Origin of the sequence: Streptomyces hilarionis, from assembly GCF_024539675.1 — a bacterium.
Classification (GTDB): domain Bacteria; phylum Actinomycetota; class Actinomycetes; order Streptomycetales; family Streptomycetaceae; genus Streptomyces; species Streptomyces hilarionis.
Map to the genome: position 1 here is coordinate 49611 of NZ_JAHHIT010000057.1, position 21939 is coordinate 71549.

Genomic DNA, 21939 nt, shown 5'->3' on the forward strand with positions numbered 1-21939 from the left:
GAGAGGCCGGTCACAGACCCGTGCACGCGACGTGACGGGGGTCACAAGTCCCTTGCGGGATACGGGAGTAGCCGCCGTCACATTCCGAAGTCCCTTGAAGGGGGCGGCCGGTGACATGCCGCACAGGCGGTTCGGGCTCTACTAGGCGAGATAGTCACAGCCCATATTTGGGCAAATCGGACCCACGGTCCGAGGTCTGGGCTCGCGGAGGCCTGGCGTCACGGGCCGATGTCGAAAGTGTCCGGAACGGGCGTTCTGTCAAGGACTGGGAAGTTTTGCGGTGAAGTACTAGCTTCCGTCGTAGATCACACGTTTGGGGGTCCGCGGACCTCGGGGTTACCAAGGGATGGCCACCTCGGCGGAGGTTTCCCGCCAGGTGGTTTCCGATGTCCCCGTCCCCATGAGGTCTTCGATGTTCCAGCGCGTCACGTTCCGTTCTTCCCGTACGTCCCAGCTCCGCACCCGCGTGGCCGTCGGGGCCGCCGCAGTGGGCGCCTCGGTCGTGCTGGGGACCGGAGTGGCGTCCGCCGCCGCCCCCGCCGCGGCGCCCGCCGCCGCCGCCAAGAAGGCCGTCTCCGCGGCCTCCTGGATAGACCCGGTGAAGAAGTACACGCTGTCCGCCGGGTTCGCCCAGGCCGGCAAGATGTGGCAGTCCACCCACAGCGGTCAGGACTTCGCCGTGCCGAGCGGCACCAAGGTCATGGCCGCGCACGGCGGCACCGTGGTCAAGACCGGCGGCAACGGCGCCGGCGACGGCCCGGCCTACGGCAACGCCGTCGTGATCAAGCACGCCAACGGTGTGTACTCGCAGTACGCCCACCTCTCGCGCATCGAGGTGAAGGTCGGCCAGGTCGTCAAGACCGGCCAGGAGATCGCGCGCTCCGGCAACACCGGCAACTCCAGCGGTCCGCACCTGCACTTCGAGATCCGCACGACCCCCAACTACGGTTCGGCGATCAACCCGGTCACCTTCCTGCACGCCAAGGGCGTGAAGGTCTGACCCCCGGGTGACCGCGCGGCGTGACCCGGGCCGGCGACCGGCCCCGGCGCCGCGCCCCCGGGCCCCCGCGACCGACCGGCCGTCGCGGCCGGTCCGCCCCCGTGACGCGATCAGCCGCCGTGATGCGCCTGCGTCACCAGATCGACGGCGACCTCCAGGACTGCTGCCCGCTTGTCCTCGGGGTCGCCGTCGAGGTCGTTCAGGAAGAACATCCCGGCGTGCAGCGTGAAGATGGCGCTCACGCAGCGGACCTGGTCGGTGAGGGGGGCCTCGGGATCCATGATGATGTCGCGCAGGGCGCGCATGCGGTCCTTGAACGAGTCGCCGATCTGGAGTTCGCGCACCGTCGCCTGGTTCTCCTGCATGAAGCGGAAGAGCGGCGCCGCCTCGGAGAGGGCCTTGCTGTAGCGCCGCACCAGTTCGTGCTTGGTCTCCAGGGTGTGCGGCTGCTCCTTGCCCCAGTCGATCAGGTCCTCGATCGGCTTCGTCAGATCCGTGAAGATGCCGACGATGATCTCTTCCTTGGTCTTGAAGTGGTAGTACAGAGCGGCCTTGGTGACATCCAGGCGCTCCGCGATCTCGCGGAGGGACGTCTTCTCGTACCCCTGCTCGGCGAAGAGTTCGAGGGCCACGTCCTGGATGCGCTGGCGGGTGTTGCCGCGACGCTGCTGCTTGGTGCCGTCCATGGTGTGGTCCATCCTCGTACTCCTAGGGCTCCCGCGAAAACTTACTTGCCGCCCGGCTAGTTCTCCACCCGTAACTTACTTGACGCCCGGCTAGTGACAGGTCTACCTTCCCAGTGTAGTGAACTAGCCGGGCGGCAAGTAAGTAGCCGGCCGGGGCGGGACCCAGGGGAGTGGGAACGATGGCGGACACGAAGACACCAGAGACCGAAGCGGAGAAACAGCCGAAGAGCGTGCGGGTCGTCCTGCTCGCACTCATGATCACGATGATGCTCGCGATGCTCGACAACATGATCGTGGGCACCGCGATGCCGACGATCGTCGGCGAACTCGGCGGCCTCGAGCACCTCTCGTGGGTGGTGACCGGGTACACCCTGGCGACCGCCGCCTCGACCCCGATCTGGGGCAAGATCGGCGACATGTACGGGCGCAAGGGCGCCTTCATGACGTCGATCGTGATCTTCCTGATCGGCTCCGCGCTGAGCGGCATGGCCCAGAACATGGGCGAGCTCATCGGGTTCCGCGCGATCCAGGGCCTCGGCGCGGGCGGTCTGATGGTGGGCGTCATGGCCATCATCGGCGACCTGATCCCGCCGCGGGAGCGCGGCAAGTACCAGGGCATGATGGCCGGCGTCATGGCGCTCGCGATGATCGGCGGACCGCTGGTCGGCGGCACCATCACCGACAACTGGGGCTGGCGCTGGTCCTTCTACATCAACCTGCCGCTCGGCGTGGTGGCCCTGACCGCGATCAGCGTCGTCCTGCACCTGCCGAACAAGCGGTCGCAGGCGCGCATCGACTACCTGGGCGCCGGTCTGCTGACGCTCGGCATCACCTCCATCGTCCTCGTCACCACCTGGGGCGGCTCGGAGTACGCCTGGACCTCCGCGCGGATCATGGAACTCGTCGCCATCGGCGTCGCCTCGCTCATCGGGTTCGTGTTCTGGCAGACCAGGGCCGCGGAACCGATCGTGCCGCTGCACATCTTCCGCAGCCGCAACTTCACGCTGATGTCGCTGATCGGCTTCATCACCGGCTTCGTGATGTTCGGCGCCACGCTCTTCCTGCCGCTCTACCAGCAGTCGGTGCAGGGCGCCTCCGCGACCAACTCCGGGCTGCTGCTCCTGCCGATGCTCGGCGCGATGCTGGTCACCTCGATGGTGGCCGGGCGGGTGACCACGAACAGCGGCAAGTACAAGATCTTCCCGGTCGTCGGCAGCGTGCTGATGGTGGTCGGCCTCTACCTGCTGTCGACGATGGACACCGGGACCAGCCGCCTCACCTCCGGCGTCTTCATGGCCGTGGTCGGCCTCGGCATGGGCTGCCTGATGCAGATCACGATGCTGGTCGCGCAGAACAGCGTCGAGATGAAGGACATGGGCGTCGCGTCCTCGTCCACCACCCTCTTCCGCACCCTCGGCTCCTCCTTCGGTGTCGCGATCATGGGTGCGCTGTTCAACAACCGGGTCCAGGACGTGATGTCCGAGCGGGCCGGCGCCCTGGGCTCGAAGATCACCGAACGGTCCGCGCAGCTGGACGCGGCCAGCCTGGCCAAGCTGCCCGCGGCCGCCCGGGAGGCCTACCAGCACGCGGTGTCGGCCGGCACCCACACGGCGTTCCTGCTGGGCGCCGTGGTGGCCATCGCCGCGCTGGCGGCGGCGGTGTTCGTGAAGGAGGTCCCGCTGAAGGGAGCGGGCCCGCAGAAGGCGGACGACGCCACCGACGGGCCGGCCGTCGCCCCGCCGCCCATGGCCGAGGCGGTCTGACCTCGCCCTGAACGAAGGCCTCCGGCGGTGTCCGCCCCGGGGGCCTTCCTCATGCCGGGCGGCCGCCTCCCGCTCCGCCCCGCCCAGGCCGCCGACCGCATCCACCGCGGTTCGGGCGGTGGCGCGGGCGCCGACGACTCGGGCGGCCGCGGGCCGGTGGCGGCTCGGGCAGCGGTGGCGCCGGCGCTGCGTCACCGGTGACGACAGGGGGCCGCGGGGGCCGCGCGGACCGCCGGGGCGACGGCCGTCACGGCATCGTCGGATAGCTTCCGGTGTTGGTCGGGGCGTGCTCGGGCAGCCACAGGACGGCCACGGCGCCCTCGGACGGTATGTGCTCCGGTGCTCCCGCGGGCCGCACGTTGCGGAAGGTGAGCCGGGCGCCCAGGACGCGGGCCTGACCGGCCGCGATGGTGAGCCCGAGACCGTGTCCGTGTCCCGCCCGGTCGAGGCTGCCCGTGCGGAAGCGGCTGGGTCCCTCGGCGAGCAGGTCCTCGGGGAACCCGGGGCCGTGGTCGCGGACCCGGATGACCCGGCCCTCGACGGTGACCTGGATGGGCGGCTTCCCGTGCCGGGCCGCGTTGGCCAGCAGGTTGAACAGCACCCGCTCCAGGCGGCGCGGGTCGGTCGTGACCATCGACTCGTGCACCACCCGCACCTCGACGTCCGGGTCCTTGGCCGCCACCCGGCGGGACACGAACTCGCCGAGCACGATGTCCTGTAGTTCGGCCCGCTCCGAGGCGCCGTCGAGACGGGCCACCTCCAGCACGTCCTCGACGAGGGTGCGCATGGCCTTGGCCCGGTCCAGCACCAGCTCGGTCGGCCGGCCGGGCGGCAGCAGCTCGGCCGCCGTCAGCAGCCCCGTCACCGGGGTGCGCAGTTCGTGCGCGATGTCCGCGGTGACCCGCCGCTCGGCCTCCAGCCGCTCCTGAAGGGTGTCCGCCATGGCGTCGACCGCGCTCGCCAGGTCGTCGGTCTCGTCCCGCACGACCCCGCCTATCGCGTCACGGACGCGGACGTTCGCCTCGCCTCTGGCGACCTGGTTCGCCGCGGCCGCCGCCTTGCGCAGCCGGCGCGACATCTGACCGCCGATGAGCACACCGACCGCGCTTCCGCCGAGGACGACCGCGATGGAGCCGATCACCAGGGCCTGGTCGAGGTCCTTGAGGATGTCCGTGCTGCGGTCGGTGAACCCGGTGTGCAGGGACAGCACGTGCCCGCCCTTGACCGGCACGGCCGCCCAGATGTCCGGCACGCCGCCCCTGCGGTCGGAGACGAACGTCGCCCGGCGGCCCTCGCTGACCTTCTCGCGCAGCGCGTCCGGCAGGCCGGAGTCGTCGATCTTGATGTTGGGGAAGTTCGGCCGTCCCAGCTTCTCGTAGTTGGTCTGGGCGATCCGGACGCGCTCGTCGGCCAGGTCGCGCGCGTTGTCCAGCATGGAGACACGCGCGGCGTTGTGCACCACCAGGCTGAGCGCGATGGCCACCAGCGCGCCGACCAGCGCGATCGCCGCGCTCAGCTTCCACCGCAGCCCGGTGCGCAGGCCCATGCCCTCCACGCGCCCCGGACCCAGGTGCCGGATCATCCCCCGCATACGTCAGTCCCCGCCCCGCTCAGGCCTTCAACTTGTAGCCGAAGCCGCGGACCGTCTCGATGCGGTCCTGGCCGATCTTCGTGCGCAGCCGCTGCACATGGACGTCCACGACCCTCGTGTCGCCGCCCCAGCCGTAGTCCCACACCCGCTCCAGCAGTTTGTCGCGCGACAGGACGGTGCCCGGAGCAGAGGAGAACTCCAGCAGCAGGCGCATCTCGGTCGGGGTCAGCGCCACCGGCTGCCCGGCCCGCCGCACCTCCATGCCCTCCGTGTCGACCTCCAGGTCGCCGAAGGTCAGCACACCGCCGGCCGGGGCGTCGTCGGGCTCGGCGCGGTCGCCGCCGCCGGCGTGGCCGAACCGGCGCAGCACGGCCCGGATCCTGGCGACCAGGACGGCGCCGTCGAACGGCTTGGTGACGTAGTCGTCGGCGCCGGCCTCCAGCCCCAGGACGACGTCGATGGAGTCGGCACGCGCGGACAGCATGATCACCGGCACGGTGGACTCGTCCCGGATGCGCCGGCACAGGCTCACGCCGTCCAGGCCCGGGACCATGACGTCCAGCAGCGCGATGTCGGGGCGGTCGGCGCGGAACGCCTCCAGGCCGGACAGGCCGTCGGGCATCGCGGTCACCGCGAAGCCGTCCCGCTCCAGGGCGAGCTGGGTGGCCTCGCGGATGACGTCGTCGTCCTCGACGAACAGAACGTGGGTCTGGTCTGCCATCCCGGTGCTCTCAGTTCTCGTTGCGTGCTCGTATGCGTGCTGGTGCTGGTGCTGGTGCTGGTGCTGCGTGCTCGTGAGCGTGTCGGCGGGCCTGGCGCCTGTCGCTCGTCGGTCCGTCTGTCGGGTTCCTGTCCGGCTGCTGTCAGGGCGCCTATTGGGGGGACGCGCGGAGCGCCCCGAGCGTTCACTTCCGGCCCGTCCTCGACCGCTCCCGCCCCTTCACCAGATGATCGGATCGAGGGGCCCGATCGGTTCACGCCGACCCGGACTTTCCTCGACCGGCCGCTCCGGCGCAGGTCAGCCGGTGGTGGGCGCCGGTGTCGGCTCGTCTCCGACCACGCTGCTGTAGTCGTTGTGCCAGCTGTACTCCTTGCGGAAGCGGCCCGCGACCCAGCGGTACGTGACCACGTTCTCCCCGGAGGGACTGGAGACCGGGTCCCCCTTCTCGTACACCTGCTTGGTCACCACCAGGTCGCCGCGGTCTATCTCCGCGTAGACGGGCGGCTCCTCCGCCTTGAACACGTTCGCGTAGCCGTCGCCGTCCTCCCGGTAGACGTAGGAGCCGACGCCGACGAAGTCGCCGCAGGTGAGCACGTTGACGATGAGGTCGTCGCCGGAGCCGGCGGTGAGATGCCCGTACGACACGTCGACCGGGTACTCGTCGCCCGCGCAGGGCTTCAGCTCGCTCTTGACCTCCGCCGAGACCGCCGGGTCGCTCTTGACGATCCGCACGGCCTCCGCCCGGCCGGGGGTGCCGGTGGGGGCGGCCGAGGGCGAGGCCGTGGCGCCCACCACCGAGTCGGCGTGGGCCGGCCCCTCGTCCCGGGCGCCGGTGCCGCCGGTGCCGCAGGCGGAGGCGAAAAGGGCGAGGGCGGCGAGCACGGTCATCGCCGTGATCGCCGCCTGGATGGTGCCTCGGGCCGGTGAGGGCCCGGCCTGGGTCAGGCCGCCGCGCAACGCTCCCGCTCCTCACGCTCCAGCGCGCGTGCGTCCAGATCGCGGGCCTCCAGCTCCTCGCGGAGCCGGGCGAGCGCCCGGTGCAGCGTGCTCTTGACCGTTCCGGCCGACATGCCGAGGGCGGCGGCCGTCTCCTCCGTGGACATCTGCTCCCAGTGTCGCAGCACGACGACGCTGCGCTGTTTGGGTGCGAGCACCTTCATCGCGTCCATCAGCAGGGCGCGGTCGGCGTGCTGCTCGGTGGAGTCGTCCACACAGGCGTCCGGGAGCTGCTCGGTCGGCACCTCGTCGAGCTTGCGGGCACGCCACCACTCGGTCCGCGTGTTGATCATGACCCGGCGCAGGTAGGCGTCCGCGAGCCGCTTGTCCGCGATGCCGTCCCAGCGGCCGTACGTCCGGGCCAGCGCGGTCTGCAGCAGGTCCTGGGCGTCGACCGGGTCCGGGACGAGCCGACGGGCGCTGCGCAGCAGCGCGTCCTGCCGCGTGCGGACGTATTCCTCGAACTCGAGCACCTCGCCCTGCGCCATGGTCAACCGCCTCCGATTCCCCGTTCCGGCGGTGGTCGTCGCCGGTTTCACTGCCCGTGGTCTGCGACCCGCCGGGTCTCCGCCGGGTACGCAGATGAAGCTACGGAGGTGTTGTCACGGCGTTGTCCGAAGGAGCCTTCGGCTAGCGCTCAGCTGTCCGTCGGTTGTGTAACGGCGGTGGGTTCGGGGTAAGAGGAACGGTCGGATCGCCGGGCTATGGGGAGATTCGTCCACGCGTCGGCCGTGACGAACGCCGTCGGGGGCTGTGACGAACGCAGTCGAAGGCTGTGACGAGGCCCCCGGACTGTGAACTGACCGTGCGTCAGGACAGGGGCAGCCGGTACAGCCCGTCCGGCAGCGGCTCCACCAGTCCGTCCGCGACCAGACCGTCCAGCGCACGCGCGCGTTGCACCGGCTCGTGCCACACGCGGTCGAGGACGGACTGCGCCACCGGCGCGTGCGCTTCACGCAGGACGGCGAGCAGCTTGCCCCGGACCTGCCGGTCGGTGCCGGCGTAGGTCTGGCCGCGGCGCGGCGGGCCGTCGTGCTCCGGCTTGCCCGCGAGCCGCCAGGCGCACTGCGCGGCGATCGGGCACCGCGCGCATGCCTCGTTCCTGGCCGTACAGACGAGCGCGCCGAGTTCCATGGACGCCGCCGCCCAGCGCGCGGCCGTCGGCTCGTCGTCGGGAAGCAGGGCGCGGGCCAGCTTGCGCTCGGCGGCCGTGGTGGCGTTCGGCGGGTACTGCACGCCCCGTACGGCCCGCGCGAAGACACGGCGGACGTTGGTGTCCAGGACGGCGTGCCGCTGGCCGTACGCGAAGGAGGCGACGGCCGCGGCCGTGTACTCGCCGATGCCGGGCAGCGCCAGGAGCTGCGCGTGGTCGGACGGCACGTCGCCGCCGTGCCGTTCCGTTATCGCCACCGCGGCGCCGTGCAGCCGCAGGGCGCGACGCGGGTACCCGAGCCGCCCCCACGCGCGCACGGCCTCGCCCGGGGCCTCCGCGGCGAGGTCGGCGGGGCGCGGCCAGCGGGCGAGCCACTGCTCGTAGACCGGCAGGACGCGGCTGACCGGCGTCTGCTGGAGCATGAACTCGCTGACCATCACCCCCCATGCCCCGGCCTCGGGGCGTCGCCAGGGGAGGTCGCGGGCGTGGTCGTCGAACCAGTCGATCACCGGGGCGTGCAGGTCCGCTCCGGGGGCGTCGGCTTCGGCGTCCGCGCCGACGCGGTCGTGGAGGGGGCTGCTGCTGTGCGGGGGCTTCGTGGGGGCAGTCATGGCCCTACCGATCCTGCCATGCGCACCGGGGCACGCGCGCGTACCGCCACTCGACCGCGTCGCACGCCGGGGCCGCTTCCCGTACCGAGGCCGCTTCCCGCACCGGGGCCGCGGGCTGGGGCGGGGGTCGCAACCAGGGGTGCGACGCGGGCGATCGGCACCGTCGACGCGGCCCGGGAGACGAAGTCGGCGGCGCGCAGGGTGGTTTGCCGGGGACGGAGCGGGCGGGTTCCGAAATGATGATCCGGAAAAGTTGTGTTCTCGGCGGCGGGTGCGGCGGGCGAACGCGACGATCTCTCGTACAGTTTGGGCCGTGGGATCACTGCGCAATCCGGTCGGGCCGCTTCCCTCCTCCATCTACTGGCGACGGAGGGCCGTACTGCTGTCCGTGTTCGCCCTGTTGGCCTTGCTGGTCCTGTGGGTGATGACGTCGGGCGGGGGTGGCGGCAGGAACGGCGCCGACGGGGGCGGCGGCAAGAACCCCGCGTCCTCCATCACGCCGGGACCGTCCGGATCGGGGCCCGCGATCAGCCAGAAGCCGGGCGGCCGGGACGACTCGAGCGCGGGAGCCACCGGCGGGTCCGGCTCGGGCACGGGGTCCGGCGCGGACGCGGGCGGCGCCGGAACCGGCGGCGCGGACGGCGGATCGGCCGGCTCGGGCGACCTCGACGACGGCGTCAACGGCAGTGCGGACGGCGGTGGCGGCGCGGGCGCCATCGGCGGCGACGGCGGCACGGCCACCACGCTGCCGGCCGGGACGACGCTGCCCAACTGCACGCCGGGCGCGGTCACGTTGACGCTGCGCAGCGTCCGCAACGCGTACTCGCCGGACGAGGCCCCCACCTTCCGGCTGACGGCCAGGAACAGCTCGGCCGTGGACTGCAAGGTGGATCTCGGGCCGAAGAAGGCGGTGTTGACGATCACCAAGGCGGACGGCGACGACGACTACTGGTCGTCCTCGGACTGCCCCAAGGGGGCCGGGAGCCTGCTGTACCGGGTGCCGGCCGGAAGCAGCTTCACGTACGTCCTGAAGTGGGACCGCAAGCCGAGCGCGCCGCAGTGCGCCACTCCTCCGGCGGGCACGGCGGGAGCGGGCACCTACCTGGTGGAGGCCAAGGCCCCGGGGTTCGCGAAGACGCAGACGTCCTTCGTGCTGAAGAGCGACTGAGCCGCGGAGTGACTGAGCGGCGGAGCGCCTGAGGGGCAGGCCGCGCGGCCTGCCGCGGGGGCCCACCGCCGTCCGCGTACTGCTCGGATGACCGGCCTGGCGTCCCGGTCCGACGTACGGGTCCGGCGCGCTCGTCGTACCGTCCCGGTCACGCGCGCCGGTCGCGCCCGCCGGTCACACGCGCCGGGCCGGTGTCCCACCGGTCAGACGTAGCGCTCCAGGATCGACGACTCCGCCAGCCGGGACAGGCCCTCGCGGACGCTCCGGGCCCGCGCCTCGCCCACACCGTCCACCGTCTGAAGGTCGTCGACGCTCGCCGCGAGGAGCTTTTGCAGCCCGCCGAAGTGCTCCACCAGGCGGTCGATGATGGCGCCGGGAAGCCGGGGCACCTTCGCCAGCAGGCGGAAGCCGCGCGGGGAGACCGCCGAGTCGAGCGCCTCGGGCGAGCCGGTGTAGCCCAACGCGCGGGCCACGGTGGACATTTCGAGGAGCTCGGCGTGCGAGAGCGCGTTCAGCTCGTAGAGCGCCTCGTCGACCGTGCGGGACCGCTTGGCCGTGGGCTCGGGGACGTAGTCGCGGACCACGAGCTCGCGCTCCGGCTCCACGCCCGCGATCAGCTCGTCGAGCTGGAGGGCGAGCAGCCGCCCGTCCGTGCCCAGTTCGACCACGTATTCGGCGATTTCGGTGGCGATGCGGCGGACCATCTCCAGGCGCTGCGCCACCGCCGAGACGTCCCGGACCGTCACGAGGTCCTCGATCTCCAGCGCTGACAACGTTCCCGCGACCTCGTCCAGGCGGAGCTTGTAGCGCTCCAGGGTGGCCAGCGCCTGGTTCGCGCGGGACAGGATCGCCGCGGAGTCCTCCAGGACGCGGCGCTGCCCGTCGACGTACAGGGCGATCAGGCGCATGGACTGCGAGACCGAGACGACCGGGTAGCCGACCTGCTTGCTGACCCGGTCCGCCGTGCGGTGCCGTGTGCCCGTCTCCTCCGTGGGGATCGTGGGGTCCGGCACCAGCTGGACGCCGGCGCGCAGGATCTTCGACAGGTCGGAGGAGACCACGATCCCGCCGTCCAGCTTGCACAGCTCGCGCAGCCGGGTGGCGGCGAACTCCACGTCGAGGACGAACCCGCCCGTGCACATGGCCTCGACCGTCTTGTCGGAGCCCAGGACGATGAGCCCGCCGGTGTTGCCGCGCAGGATCCTCTCCAGGCCGTCGCGCAGGGCCGTGCCGGGAGCCACCGCGCTCAGCGCGGCGCGCATCAGGCCGTCGGCACCGGAACTCCCACCGGACTTTCCGGGAGCTGCCGCCCGGTCGTTGGCTGCCACTGCACTCCTCCGGTCACAGGTCTGGGACGCTCCCGTTTCGCGCACTCGTTTCGTACGGACGGGCGAGACCAGGGCAAAGTCTACCGGCGGTCCTCCGACTCCCGTGGGGCGTCTCGACGACGGGAACGCGGCAGGACCCGCAGGGCGTCCCCCATGTCCGCGACTTCCAGGACCTTCATGCCCGCCGGGACCTTGCCCGGATCGCCCGGCACGAGGGCGTGGGTGAAGCCGAGGCGGTGGGCCTCCGACAGTCTGCGCTGGACGCCCGTCACCCTTCTGACCTCGCCCGCGAGGCCCACCTCGCCGATCGCGACGAGGTTCTTGGGCAGCGGGGTGTCGCTCGCGGCGGAGGCCAGGGCGAGGGCGATCGCCAGGTCCGCGGCGGGCTCCGAGAGCTTCACCCCGCCGACGGTCGCGGAGTAGATGTCCCGTTTGCCCAGGGCGCTGATCCGGCCGCGCTGCTCCAGCACGGCCAGCATCATGGAGACGCGGGACGTCTCCAGACCGGACGTCGTGCGCCGGGGCGAGGGGATCTGGGAGTCCACGGTGAGCGCCTGCACCTCGGCGACCAGGGGCCGGCGGCCCTCCAGGGTGACCGTCAGGCAGGTGCCCGGGACCGGTTCGTCACGACGGGTCAGGAAAAGTCCACTCGGGTCCGCAAGGCCCGTGATGCCCTCGTCGTGCAGTTCGAAGCAGCCGACCTCGTCCGTGGCGCCGTAACGGTTCTTGACGCCGCGCACCAGGCGCAGCCGCGCGTGCCGGTCGCCCTCGAAGCTCAGGACGACGTCCACCAGGTGTTCGAGCAGGCGGGGGCCGGCGATCGCGCCGTCCTTGGTGACATGGCCCACCAGGAGCGTGGACATGCCGCGTTCCTTGGAGGCGCGGATCAGGGCGCCGGCGACCTCGCGGACCTGGGCCATGCCGCCGGGCGCCCCGTCGATCTCCGGAGAGGCCACCGTCTGCACGGAGTCCACGATCAGCAGGGACGGCTTCACGGCGTCCAAGTGGCCGAGGACGGCGGCCAGGTCGGTCTCCGCGGCCAGGTACAGGTGGTCGTCGAGGGCGCCGATGCGGTCGGCGCGCAGCCGGACCTGCGAGGCCGACTCCTCGCCCGTGACGTAGAGCGTGCGGTGTTCGTCACTCGCCGCCTTGGCCGCCACGTCGAGCAGGAGCGTCGACTTGCCCACGCCGGGCTCACCGGCCATCAGCACGACCGCGCCGGGTACGAGCCCGCCGCCCAGGACGCGGTCCAGTTCGGGCACGCCGGTGGGGCGGGCGGTGGCCTGGCGGCCGTCGACCTGGCCGATCGGGAGCGCGGAGGTGGTGACCCGGCCCGGCGCCGTCGTGCGGACCGCGGGCGCGCCGTACTCCTCGACCGTCCCCCACGCCTGGCACTCGGGGCAGCGGCCGAGCCACTTGGCCGTCTGCCAGCCGCACTCCGTGCAGCGGTAGGACGGTCGGTCCTTGGTGGTCTTCGTACGGGCAGCCATGGGGAAACCGTAGCCGCCGCCACCGACAGCCGGTCGGGCCTGTGGACGACCGGGCTCCCGAAGGGCCCGCGGGCCGCGGCCGCGTCACCGCTCGGGCACGGCTCCTCCGGCGTCCCTGCGCCGCTTCCCCGCCGTTCCTCCGGCCCTCCTCCTCCGCTTCTCCGCCGCCTCTCCGTCGTTCCTCCGCCGCCCGTGCGCGGGGGCGCGCGCCCCGAGGAAGGGCGGCACCCCTTGCGATTCGGACATGCCCTGTCACGAACGAGCCACGGGACCCCCCACCGCTGTCCCCTTATGAGGGATCGTTTCACCCGTACGGATTAAAAGGACTCAAGGGACAAGTGGACCTCGTTCCGCGCCGCCTACGGTCGCACGGGTGATGAGCAGCAGCCCGGAAACCTCGACCCGCACGACCGGCGCGCACCGGGCGCACCGGGAGGCGCGCGACGCCGCTGCGGCGCGCACGCTCGCGCAGCGGCCGCCCGCGCGCTACGAGCCGTACCTGGACGGCCTGTTCACCTACTGTCTGTCCGTCCTGTGCGACCACGACACGGCCACCGCCGCCCTCGGGGACGCCCTCGCGTTCGCCGAGCGGCGCGGCCAGCGGATGCCGGACGCCGCGGGCGACCGCCGGGCCTGGCTGTACGCGCTGGCCCGCTGGGCCTGTCTGCGCAAGCTCACCGAGGCCCGGCAGAGACACCGCAGCACGCACGCCGCGCGCCGCGACGGCGGCCGCCGCCCGACCGGCAAGCGCGCGACGATCCCGGCGTCCTCGGCGTCCCCGTCGTCCGCGGCTCCGGTCGCGGCCCCCGCCGCCCCTTCCGTCCCGGCCGCGGCACCCGGCTCCGACGGCCTTCAGGAGCGGCGGCGGCGCGAACTCGCCCTGCTCGCCTGGCCGGAGGCCGCGGGCACCTCGCCGGAGCAGCGCGAGGCGCTGGAACTGGCCGTACGCCACCACCTGGCCGCGCACGAGGTCGCCGCCGTGCTCGGCAGGGACCTCGCCGCCGCCCGCGAACTGCTCGCCTCCGCCGCCTGCGAGGTCGAGCGCACGCGTGCGGCGCTCGCCGTCGTCGAGACCGGCGGCTGTCCCGGGGTGAGCCGCCTCGCCGGGGAGAACCAGCTCGTGCTCAGCGCCGCCCTGCGCCGCGAGCTCGTCCGGCACGTCGACGACTGCCCGCACTGCCGCCGCGCCGCCGAGCGCGCCGTCCCCGGCCGCTGGCCCGGCGCTGGCGTGACCCCCGCCGAGCTGCCGATCCTGGAGGCCCCGCGCGCGCAGCTGTACGGCGCCATGGCCCGGCCCGCCCGCGCGCGGGGCGTCGCCGTGCCGCGCTACGACCGGCGCGGCTTCCCGATGGACCCCAAGGACCGCGCCGCGCGCCGGGAGCGTCTGCGCGCGCGTGCCGTCACGACGACGGTGGTCGCCACCGTCGTCGCCGCGCCCGTGATCGCCCTGTGGGCGGCCTACCGCGGCACGCCGACGGGGGAGGGGGCCGAGGGCCGCTCGGCCAGCGCCGGCGAGGCGCACGGCCCAGGCGCCTTCGACGGCGAGGCGGGGGGCGGGTACGAGAACGCCGGGAACGTCAGCTCCCGCCCGGGCGCCGATCCGTCCCGGGGCGGGGAACCGGACGTCTCCGTGGAGGTCATCAGCGTCAGCGGGCTCGGTCGGGACGCGGCCGGCCGGCTGTCGGTGAAGGCCGTCACCAGCGGCGACACCACCCTCATCACCCTGGCCGCGTCCCGGGAGGCGGAGGACCCGATCCGCTGGTCGGCCACCACCGCGGCCCCCTGGCTCTATCTGAGCCGTGGCACGGGCACGCTGAAGCCGGGCGAGTCGGTGACGGTCAGGGTGTACGTCGACCCCCTGCGCGAACCCTCCGGGCACTGGCACGCGCGCGTGGCGATCGCCCCGGCCGGCGCGGTCGTCTCCATCGAGGGGTACGGCACCGCCCCCGGCCCGACGCGTCCCGGCGACGGCCACGGCCCGGGTCCCGGCGGCCCGCACCCCACCGCGAGTCCGGAGCCCACCCGGACGGCCCCGGCCTCCGCGGAGCCCACCCCGACGGCCCCGCCCACCTCGGCCGACCCGGAGCCGACCACCGGCGACCCGTCCCCGTCCGCCCCCGACAGCCCGTCCCCGACGTCCGACGGCGACCCGCCGGGCCCGGCCACGTCCTAGGCGTGGCCCGCCGCCCGCCACGGCCGAGGGCAGGCCCGCGGCCGTGCGCTCAGCCGACCGGGCTCTGCGGACCCACCGGACCGACCGGGTCGGCCGGGTGCGGCGCCAGCAGCGGCAGCTGCGCGGCGAGGCGCTCCTCGCACAGTTCGACCAGGCGGTCGTAGCCGGCCTTGCCCATGAGCTCGGTCAGCTCCGGGCGGTACGACACGTACACCGGGTCGCCCGCGCCGTGCGCCGAGGTCGCCGACGTGCACCACCAGTGCAGGTCGTGGCCGCCGGGCCCCCAGCCGCGCCGGTCGTACTCGCCGATCGACACCTGGAGCACGCGCGTGTCGTCGGGCCGGTCGATCCACTCGTACGTCCGCCGGACGGGGAGCTGCCAGCAGACGTCCGGCTTGGTCTCCAGCGGCTCGCGGCCCTCGCGCAGGGCCAGGATGTGCAGCGAGCAGCCCGCGCCCCCGGCGAACCCCGGCCGGTTCTGGAAGATGCAGGAGCCGTTGAACGGGCGGGTCTGCCGGGAGCCCTCCTCGTCCTGCGAGACCCAGCCGCCGCGCTCGCCCTCGGCGTGGTGCTGCCAGATGTCGGGGGTGAGCCTCGCCACGTGCCCGGCGACGCGCTTCTCGTCGTCCTCGTCGGAGAAGTGGGCGCCCAGCGAGCAGCACCCGTCGTCGGCGCGGCCCGCCTGGATGCCCTGGCAGCCGCTGCCGAAGATGCAGTTCCAGCGCGAGGTCAGCCACGTCAGATCGCAGCGGAAGACCTGCTCGGCGTCCGCCGGGTCCGGGAACTCCACCCACGCGCGGGCGAAGTCCAGGCCCTTCTCGTCGCCGGCCACAGCCTTGGCTGCCAGGTCCTTCCCGGGCTTCTTCGGCGGCTTCGCCGGCTTCGCCCGCGCAGGGCCGCCGGTGGGTTTGTCGGCCTTCGCCTTGTTCGTCTTTGGCACCCGTCCAGGGTAAGTCGCCGGGGGCCCGTGCGGGGACGCCGTCCGCCTCCCGTCCGCCCCTTCCCGACGAGGCCTTTCGCCCCGCACCACCTGGATCGCCCGGCGGGCAGTAGCGTTCCCTGCATGAGACTCGGTGTCCTCGACGTGGGATCGAACACGGTGCATCTGCTGGTGGTGGACGCACACCCGGGCGCGTGCCCGCTGCCCGCGCACTCGCACAAGGCGGAACTGCGCCTCGCACAACTGCTCGACGGGAACGGGGCGATCGGCCCCGAGGGCGTCGACAAACTGATCGCGGTCGTGCGCGAGGCGCTCCAGGCCGCCGAGGACAAGGGCGTCGAGGACCTGCTGCCCTTCGCGACGTCCGCCGTGCGCGAGGCCAGCAACGCCGACGACGTCCTCGCGCGCGTGCAGGCCGAGACGGGCGTCGAGCTCCAGGTCCTCACCGGCGCCGAGGAGGCCCGGCACACGTTTCTGGCCGCCCGCCGCTGGTTCGGCTGGTCGGCCGGGAAGCTGCTGGTCCTGGACATCGGCGGGGGCTCCCTGGAGATCGCGTTCGGCATGGACGAGGAGCCCGACGCGGCGGTGTCGCTGCCGCTGGGCGCCGGCCGTCTCACCGCGGGCTGGCTGCCCGGCGACCCGCCCGACCCGGAGGACGTCCGGGCCTTGCGCCGCCACGTCCGGGCGCAGATCGCCCGCACGGTCGGCGAGATCGCCCGGTTCGGCGCCCCCGACCACGTCGTCGCCACGTCGAAGACGTTCAAGCAGCTCGCCCGCATAGCCGGCGCGGCCCGCTCCACCGAGGGCCAGTACGTCCAGCGCGAACTCAAGCGGGAGTCCCTGGAGGCCTGGGTGCCCCGCCTCGCGGGCATGACGGCGGCCCAGCGGGCGGAGCTGCCCGGCGTCTCCGAGGGCCGCGCCAACCAGCTCCTCGCGGGCGCGCTGGTGGCCGAGGGGGCGATGGACCTCTTCGGCATCGAGTCGGTCGAGGTCTGCCCCTGGGCGCTCAGGGAGGGCGTCATCCTGCGCAAGCTCGACCACATGGCGTCGACCTGACGACGGGCCCGGCAGGACGCCGCGCACGCCGGACGGGACGGACCCCCGCCGGGCGTCGGACGGGACGTGCCCGGCGGACCCGGCGGCGCGGTGGTGGCGTGCCGGGCGCGGCGGACGTGACGGAACCGACAGGGCCGCGGGCGCGGCGGCCCGACGGTGCGCGAAGGGCGTGCTGAACAGCGCGAGGGCGCAACTGCGCGCGGGCGCCCGGGGCGCAGGTGCCCCGCACCCACCCGATCTCACCCCGTAACCTGTCCTCCATGGCAGAGCCAGTCGTGCGGATCCCGGATGCGAAGGTCGCCCTGTCGACTGCCTCGGTCTATCCGGAGTCGACGGCGACGGCCTTCGAGATCGCCGCGCGCCTCGGGTACGACGGCGTCGAGGTCATGGTCTGGAATGACCCCGTCAGCCAGGACATCGACGCGCTGCGCAGACTCAGCGACTTCCACCGGATCCCGATCCTCGCCGTGCACGCCCCCTGCCTGCTCATCACGCAGCGGGTCTGGTCGACCGACCCGTGGACCAAGCTCCAGCGGGCCCGCGCGGCCGCGGAGAAGCTCGGCGCGAGCACCGTCGTCGTCCACCCGCCGTTCCGGTGGCAGCGCCAGTACGCGCGCGACTTCGTCACCGGCATCTGGCGGATGGCGGACGAGACGGATGTGCGGTTCGCCGTCGAGAACATGTACCCGTGGCGCTACCGCGACCGCGAGATGCTCGCGTACGCGCCCGACTGGGACGTCACGAAGGACGACTACCGGCACTTCACCATCGACCTCAGCCACGCCTCGACGTCCCGCACGGACGCGATGCAGATGGTCGACCGCATGGCCGACCGGCTGGGCCACGTCCACCTCGCCGACGGAAACGGTTCGGCGAAGGACGAGCACCTGGTGCCCGGCCGCGGCTCCCAGCCCTGTGCCGAATTGCTGGAGCGGCTCGCGCTGACCGGTTTCGACGGGCACGTCGTGATCGAGGTCAACACGCGGCGCGCGATGTCCGGCGCCGAACGGGAGGCCGACCTGGCGGAGGCGCTGGCCTTCACCCGCCTGCACCTGGCGTCCGCCTCGTCCGCGTCGTCGCCCGCGCCCCGGTCCTCGGCGCCGGCGTCCCCCGGGTCCCACTCCGCCGTCCCGTCGCCGTCGGCGTCGTCGGCCCCGCCGTCCGCGTCGTCGTCGCGGTCGTCGCGCCGGTCCTCGGCGAAGGCGCGCCGCCGGTGACCGGCGTCACCGCGCGGGGCCGCGGCCGCCCGCCGGGCGCCGAGTCGGCGGACACCCGCGACCGCATCCTGACCGCCGCCCGCGAGGAGTTCTCCGAGCGGGGCTACGACAAGACGTCCGTGCGCGGCATCGCCAAGGCGGCGGGCGTGGACTCGGCGCTGGTCCACCACTACTTCGGCACCAAGGAGCAGGTCTTCGAGGCCGCGATCGAGGTGGCGTTCGCGCCCGCGCTGAACGCGCCGACGGCGGTCGCCGACGGCCCGCCGGACCAGGTCGGCGAACGCCTCGCCCGCTTCATCCTCGGCGTGTGGGAGAACCCCACCACCCGCAAGCCGCTGCTGGCGATCGTGCGGTCCGCCGTGAACAACGACACCGCGGCCGCCGTCTTCCGCCGCCTGGTCGCCTCCCAGCTGCTGCGCCGCATCGCCTCGCAGCTCGACCTGCCGGACGCCGAGCTGCGCGCCGAGCTGGCCGCGGCGCAGCTGGTGGGCTGCGCGATGCTGCGCTACGTGATCAAGGTGGAGCCGCTGGCCTCGGCCGACCTGGAGCAGATCATCGCGCGCGTCGCCCCGGTCGTGCAGGGGCATCTGACCGGCCCCTGAGGTCTCGGCGCCGACACCGCGTCCCGCCCGCGCGCGGGCCGGGACACGCGCCCCGCACGCGCCGGCGGCGAGACATGCGTCCCGCATTCCGGACACCTCGTCCCGCCCCCTGGATGACCGGCGTACGCTCGTTGACAGCCCTATCCGTCTGAAGGAGCGAGCGACGATGCCCGAGCTGAGGTCCCGCACAGTCACCCACGGACGCAACATGGCGGGCGCCCGCGCCCTTATGCGCGCCTCCGGTGTACCCGGTGCGGACATCGGCCGGAAGCCGATCATCGCGGTGGCGAACAGCTTCACCGAGTTCGTGCCCGGCCACACGCACCTCCAGCCGGTCGGCCGGATCGTCAGCGAGGCCATCCGCGAGGCCGGCGGCATCCCGCGCGAGTTCAACACCATCGCCGTCGACGACGGCATCGCGATGGGCCACGGCGGCATGCTCTACAGCCTGCCGTCGCGCGACCTGATCGCGGACAGCGTGGAGTACATGGTCGAGGCGCACTGCGCGGACGCCCTGATCTGCATCTCCAACTGCGACAAGATCACCCCGGGCATGCTGAACGCGGCCCTGCGGCTGAACATCCCCACGGTCTTCGTCTCCGGCGGTCCCATGGAGTCCGGCCGCGCCACGCTCGTCGACGGCACGGTCCGCACGCTCGACCTGGTCGACGCGATCTCCGACGCCGTCAACGACAAGATCTCGGACGAGGACATCCTCCGCATCGAGGAGAACGCCTGTCCGACCTGCGGCTCCTGTTCCGGCATGTTCACCGCCAACTCGATGAACTGCCTGACCGAGGCCATCGGCCTCTCCCTCCCCGGCAACGGCTCGGTCCTGGCCACCCACACGGCCCGCAGGGCGCTGTACGAGGACGCCGGCCGCACGGTGATGGACATCACCCGCCGCTACTACGAGCAGGACGACGAGACGGTCCTGCCCCGCAACATCGCCACCATCGCGGCCTTCGAGAACGCGATGGCCCTCGACATCGCGATGGGCGGCTCCACCAACACGATCCTGCACCTCCTCGCCGCCGCCCAGGAGGCGGGCGTCCCGTTCGGCCTGGAGGAGATCAACGAGGTCTCGCGCCGCGTGCCCTGCCTGGCCAAGGTCGCGCCGAACGTCGCGAAGGACCGCACGTACTACATGGAGGACGTGCACCGGGCCGGCGGCATCCCCGCCCTGCTCGGCGAACTGCACCGCGCGGGCCTGCTCAACGAGGACGTGCACTCGGTCCACAGCCCGTCCCTCGGGGACTGGCTGAAGACGTGGGACGTCCGCGCCGGCTCGCCGTCCCCCGAAGCCCTGGAACTGTGGCACGCGGCCCCCGGCTGCGTCCGCTCCGCCGAGGCCTTCTCCCAGTCCGAGCGCTGGGAGGCGCTGGACCAGGACGCCGAGGGTGGCTGCATCCGCTCCGCCGAGCACGCCTACAGCAAGGACGGCGGCCTCGCGGTCCTGCGCGGCAACCTCGCCGTCGACGGCTGCGTGGTCAAGACGGCCGGCGTCGACGAGTCGATCTGGACCTTCGAGGGCCCGGCGGTCGTCTGCGAGTCGCAGGAGGAGGCCGTCGAGAAGATCCTCAACAAGCAGGTGACCGACGGCGACGTCGTCGTCATCCGCTACGAGGGCCCCAAGGGCGGCCCGGGCATGCAGGAGATGCTCTACCCGACGTCCTTCCTCAAGGGGCGTGGGCTCGGCAAGAGCTGTGCGCTGGTCACCGACGGCCGCTTCTCCGGCGGCACCTCGGGCCTGTCGATCGGCCACGCCTCGCCCGAGGCGGCGTCCGGCGGCACCATCGCCCTGGTCGAGGACGGCGACCGCATCCGCATCGACATCCCGAACCGCACGATCGAACTCCTCGTCGACGACGCCGAACTGGCCCGGCGCGAGGCGGCCCTCGGCGGCGTCTACGCCCCGCGGAACCGCGAGCGCAAGGTGTCCGCCGCGCTGCGCGCCTACGCCGCCATGGCGACGAGCGCGGACAAGGGCGCGGTGCGGGACGTCTCGAAGCTCGGCTGACGCCCGTCCGCCGGGGCCCCGTGAAGGGCGCCTGTGAGCTCACCCCGAGGGCCGTCCCCGAACCCCGGAGACGGCCCTCGGCGCGTTCGCCGCGGAGGCCCGGCGCGTCCGGCGGCGGCGAGGCCGCGGTGGCCGCCGCCGGGGCTGTCGTGACCGTCGCAGGGGCTGCCGCCTCGGCGGCCGCCGAGCCCGCCGGCCGCCCGCCGGCGGTGCGCGCTCACCAGCGGGCCGGATCGCGCCCGTCGACGGCGAAGACCGTGCCGTCCGGAGCGCCGGCGTAGACCCGGCCCCCCACCGCCTCGGGCGCGGGCAGGGTGGCCACCACCCGGTCCGCGTGCGCGCCGAGCCGCAGCGCCGTCTGCCCGAGGAGCCTGCCGCCCGCCGCGTCGACGGCGAGGAGCCGGCCGTCGGCGGCGCTGAAGTAGACGTGCCCGCCGTCGGCGGCGGGCGCCGATCCCCGGCTCACCGCCGTCTGAAGGGACCACACCTGCTTTTTGGCGGCGGTGTCGACAGCCGTCAGCGTCCCGTCGAAGGCCAGCAGGTAGACCCGGTCCCCGCGCACCGCCGCCTGCGCCTCCTGGAGCACGACGCCCAGCCGCACCCGCCGTACCGCCCGGCGCGCCGGGTCGTAGCGGACGACGGCCTCGACCGTGCCGTCGCTGTCGCCCCGGGACAGCAGGACCGCGCTGCCGGCGGTGGTGCCCGCCAACGTGAGCGCGCCGCTGAGCCGCTTCTTCCACCGCACCTCGCCGGTCGCGGGGTCCACGGCCGTGACCGTGGTGTGCCCGTCGTCCGTGGCGCTTGACGCGTACGCCAGCGGATCGCCGGGGAACGACGCGAAGTAGGGCTCGTCCACCCCCGGGATCCGGTGGCTCCAGGTCTTCTCGCCCGTCGCCGCGGCCACACCGGTGACCGTGCCGTCGGCCGCCGTCAGCAGCAGCGTGCCGCCGGCCGCGCGCAGACTCGTGTACCTCGACAGGTCCTGCCGCCAGCGCGTGGCGCCCGTCGACGGGTCCAGCGCCTCGACGAGCCTGCCCTCGTGGGTGACCACCAGCGCCACACCGCCGGTGAGCACGGGCGCCTCGCCCGGGCGGTCGCCGTCGGCGAGCGGGTGCCGCCACAGCACGCGCCCGTCGCCCGAGCCCACCGCGGACACCAGCCCCGACTGCGCGCACACGAGCCGCCGCACGCCGGACGCGCACAACGGCATGGTTCCCGTCCCGGCCCCCGCGGCGGCCCCGCTCCCGGCCTGCGCCGGCCGGGTGCTCCAGGGGCTGAAGGCGGACGACGCGGAGTGCGCTCCGGCGGCGCCCCCGCGCGGGTCGGGCACCGGGTCACCGCCGCCGAACAGCCACGCGCCGCCGAGCGCGCCGCCCGCGACGACGACGACCAGCGCCCCGGCCGTGAGAGCGACCCGCCCGCGC

18 protein-coding genes are annotated in these 21939 nt (G+C 73.4%); 8 read left to right on the forward strand and 10 right to left on the reverse strand.

Annotated features, from left to right (window positions below):
• Window positions 1-412 precede the first annotated feature (412 nt).
• The gene (locus KMS84_RS14965; RefSeq protein WP_256916708.1) at window positions 413-1000 is read left to right on the forward strand and encodes a M23 family metallopeptidase; all 588 of its coding nucleotides are present in this window, start codon (window positions 413-415) and stop codon (window positions 998-1000) included.
• Window positions 1001-1110: 110 nt separating this feature from the next.
• Here the strand turns inward: KMS84_RS14965 and KMS84_RS14970 are convergent, their stop codons facing one another.
• The gene (locus tag KMS84_RS14970) at window positions 1111-1698 is read right to left on the reverse strand and encodes a TetR/AcrR family transcriptional regulator (protein ID WP_256916709.1); all 588 of its coding nucleotides are present in this window, start codon (window positions 1696-1698) and stop codon (window positions 1111-1113) included.
• A gap of 167 nt (window positions 1699-1865) precedes the next feature.
• On the opposite strand from KMS84_RS14970, the gene KMS84_RS14975 reads away from it, so the two are divergent.
• Window positions 1866-3449, forward strand: coding sequence for an MDR family MFS transporter (locus tag KMS84_RS14975; protein WP_256916710.1), 1584 nt, complete (start codon window positions 1866-1868; stop codon window positions 3447-3449).
• 247 nt (window positions 3450-3696) lie between these two features.
• Here KMS84_RS14975 and cseC read toward each other — a convergent pair whose 3' ends face one another.
• The 5 genes from cseC to KMS84_RS15000 all read right to left on the reverse strand — a co-directional run bounded on the left by cseC (window position 3697) and on the right by KMS84_RS15000 (window position 8521).
• Window positions 3697-5040, reverse strand: coding sequence for a two-component system sensor histidine kinase CseC (gene cseC, locus KMS84_RS14980; protein WP_256916711.1), 1344 nt, complete (start codon window positions 5038-5040; stop codon window positions 3697-3699).
• Window positions 5041-5059: 19 nt separating this feature from the next.
• Window positions 5060-5761 (reverse strand): two-component system response regulator CseB, encoded by a 702-nt coding sequence (gene cseB / locus KMS84_RS14985; protein WP_256916712.1) that lies wholly within the window; start codon window positions 5759-5761, stop codon window positions 5060-5062.
• 297 nt (window positions 5762-6058) lie between these two features.
• Entirely contained in the window at window positions 6059-6718 is a 660-nt protein-coding gene (locus tag KMS84_RS14990; RefSeq protein ID WP_256916713.1) for a hypothetical protein, read from the reverse strand.
• The gene (locus KMS84_RS14995; protein ID WP_256916714.1) at window positions 6703-7245 is read right to left on the reverse strand and encodes a SigE family RNA polymerase sigma factor; all 543 of its coding nucleotides are present in this window, start codon (window positions 7243-7245) and stop codon (window positions 6703-6705) included. Before KMS84_RS14995 ends, KMS84_RS14990 begins: the two co-directional genes overlap by 16 nt.
• 322 nt (window positions 7246-7567) lie before the next feature.
• Entirely contained in the window at window positions 7568-8521 is a 954-nt protein-coding gene (locus KMS84_RS15000) for an iron-sulfur binding domain-containing protein (protein ID WP_256916715.1), read from the reverse strand.
• Window positions 8522-8834: 313 nt separating this feature from the next.
• Here KMS84_RS15000 and KMS84_RS15005 point away from each other — a divergent pair, with 313 nt between their 5' ends.
• On the forward strand, window positions 8835-9689 hold the full coding sequence (locus KMS84_RS15005) for a hypothetical protein (RefSeq protein WP_256916716.1): 855 nt from the start codon (window positions 8835-8837) through the stop codon (window positions 9687-9689).
• A gap of 203 nt (window positions 9690-9892) precedes the next feature.
• Here KMS84_RS15005 and disA read toward each other — a convergent pair whose 3' ends face one another.
• Together disA and radA are read right to left on the reverse strand one after the other, a co-directional pair.
• The gene (disA, locus tag KMS84_RS15010; protein WP_069773158.1) at window positions 9893-11017 is read right to left on the reverse strand and encodes a DNA integrity scanning diadenylate cyclase DisA; all 1125 of its coding nucleotides are present in this window, start codon (window positions 11015-11017) and stop codon (window positions 9893-9895) included.
• An 80-nt stretch (window positions 11018-11097) separates the two neighbouring features.
• Window positions 11098-12507, reverse strand: coding sequence for a DNA repair protein RadA (gene radA, locus KMS84_RS15015; protein ID WP_256916717.1), 1410 nt, complete (start codon window positions 12505-12507; stop codon window positions 11098-11100).
• Window positions 12508-12883: 376 nt separating this feature from the next.
• Here radA and KMS84_RS15020 point away from each other — a divergent pair, with 376 nt between their 5' ends.
• Window positions 12884-14680, forward strand: coding sequence for a hypothetical protein (locus KMS84_RS15020; protein ID WP_256916718.1), 1797 nt, complete (start codon window positions 12884-12886; stop codon window positions 14678-14680).
• Window positions 14681-14729: 49 nt separating this feature from the next.
• Here KMS84_RS15020 and KMS84_RS15025 read toward each other — a convergent pair whose 3' ends face one another.
• Window positions 14730-15620 (reverse strand): DUF3109 family protein, encoded by an 891-nt coding sequence (locus tag KMS84_RS15025; RefSeq protein WP_438818937.1) that lies wholly within the window; start codon window positions 15618-15620, stop codon window positions 14730-14732.
• A gap of 123 nt (window positions 15621-15743) precedes the next feature.
• Between KMS84_RS15025 and KMS84_RS15030 the strand changes: the two genes are divergently transcribed.
• The 4 genes from KMS84_RS15030 to ilvD all read left to right on the forward strand — a co-directional run bounded on the left by KMS84_RS15030 (window position 15744) and on the right by ilvD (window position 20515).
• Complete coding sequence (locus tag KMS84_RS15030; RefSeq protein WP_256916719.1) at window positions 15744-16676, forward strand: Ppx/GppA family phosphatase; 933 nt, start codon at window positions 15744-15746, stop codon at window positions 16674-16676.
• Window positions 16677-16936: 260 nt separating this feature from the next.
• Entirely contained in the window at window positions 16937-17893 is a 957-nt protein-coding gene (locus KMS84_RS15035; RefSeq protein WP_256916720.1) for a sugar phosphate isomerase/epimerase family protein, read from the forward strand.
• Complete coding sequence (locus KMS84_RS15040; RefSeq protein ID WP_256916721.1) at window positions 17890-18495, forward strand: TetR/AcrR family transcriptional regulator; 606 nt, start codon at window positions 17890-17892, stop codon at window positions 18493-18495. Before KMS84_RS15035 ends, KMS84_RS15040 begins: the two co-directional genes overlap by 4 nt.
• Before the next feature lie 166 nt (window positions 18496-18661).
• Window positions 18662-20515 (forward strand): dihydroxy-acid dehydratase, encoded by a 1854-nt coding sequence (gene ilvD / locus KMS84_RS15045; RefSeq protein WP_256916722.1) that lies wholly within the window; start codon window positions 18662-18664, stop codon window positions 20513-20515.
• A 217-nt stretch (window positions 20516-20732) separates the two neighbouring features.
• Here the strand turns inward: ilvD and KMS84_RS15050 are convergent.
• Window positions 20733-21939: PQQ-binding-like beta-propeller repeat protein (locus tag KMS84_RS15050; protein ID WP_256916723.1), on the reverse strand; the 1207-nt coding region annotated here is incomplete at its 5' end.